This is a genomic window from Vibrio sp. S234-5 (genome assembly GCF_000960595.1).
In the GTDB taxonomy this organism is placed as follows: Bacteria; Pseudomonadota; Gammaproteobacteria; order Enterobacterales; family Vibrionaceae; genus Vibrio.
On sequence record NZ_JZAM01000094.1, the window covers coordinates 1 to 1,209 of the forward strand.

Annotated in this window: 1 protein-coding gene; it reads right to left on the reverse strand. The window is 50.2% G+C overall.

Annotated features, from left to right (window positions below; all coding sequences use genetic code 11):
• Positions 1-1,122 (reverse strand): flagellin (locus UF06_RS03625; RefSeq protein WP_045569225.1); only part of this gene is annotated, 1,122 nt, incomplete at its 3' end.
• Positions 1,123-1,209 lie beyond the last annotated feature (87 nt).

Consider the following 1,209-nt stretch of genomic DNA (forward strand, 5'->3'; position numbering starts at 1 on the left):
GCTAAGCGCTGAGTTTGGCGCTTGTTTCGCCTGAGCAAGAATCGAACTGGATGCTTGCGACAGAATTTGTGTTTTGGTCAATTGAGTCGTCTCTTTGGCGAAGTCAGTATCTTTGATACGGCTCTTCGACGCGTTCACGTTCTCATTGATGTTGTCCAAGTTGCTAATTGCGTGGTTGAAGCGGTTCTGGAACGCCCCCAACTCCGCACGGTGGCTGTCCACGTATTTCAGCGCCGCATCGAGAATTGCCACCGACTCTTGCGCACCTTGCACGCTGGTCACGTCAATGGTGTCTACCGTCACTTTTTTGCCGTCACCGATACCAAGCTCACCCGCTAGGCTGCCCGAGAAAGAGATTTCGCCGTCAACTTTGTTGGTACCCGCGAAGATTTGTAGCTTGCCGCCTTCACCGATAGACGCTTTCAGCAGGTCGGTTTGACCGTTGATATAAGTAGCCAGCTCTTCGATGTCATCGCCCGCTTTCGCGTTGATGTTGATCTCTTGCTCGTTACCAAACGTGTCGGTCAGTGAGATAGTCAGGTCGTTGTCACCGGCAGAAACGGTCCAGTTTTTGTCTTTCCCTTCTTCCGCTTGGTAGCTAACGCCACCCATCATCTGGTTGTCTGAACGCATGTCTTTCAGAGACAGCATTACCGCTTCACCGTTGTCCGCACCAATCTGCATCGATTTGGTGCCGTAGGTGCCGTTGAGCAGTTTGTTACCACCAAATGATGTGGTTTCTGCGATACGGTTCAGCTCGTCGTTCAGCGCAGTCACTTCTTCTTGAATCGCCACACGCTCTGCTTTGGAGTTTGAGCCGTTAGCCGATTGCAAAGACAAGTCACGCATACGTTGCAGGATGTTGGTGGTTTCGTTCATCGCACCTTCTGCGGTTTGCGCGATGGAGATACCATCGTTGGCGTTACGCACCGCCACATCCAAACCACGACTTTGTACGTTCAAACGGTTAGAGATTTGCAGACCCGCTGCGTCATCTTTCGCGCTGTTGATTTTAAAACCAGAAGACAGGCGTTCCATCGACGTTTGTTGTGCGCTGTTTGCGCCGTTTAGGTAACGTTGTGCTGTCATTGCTGCTACGTTGGTATTTACATTCACTGCCATGATGAATTCTCCAATTGATTTTCCGATATTACGGTTTCCGACGTCTCGGAAAACCAAGTAGTTCTCTCAAAGTTACTTTTATTAACG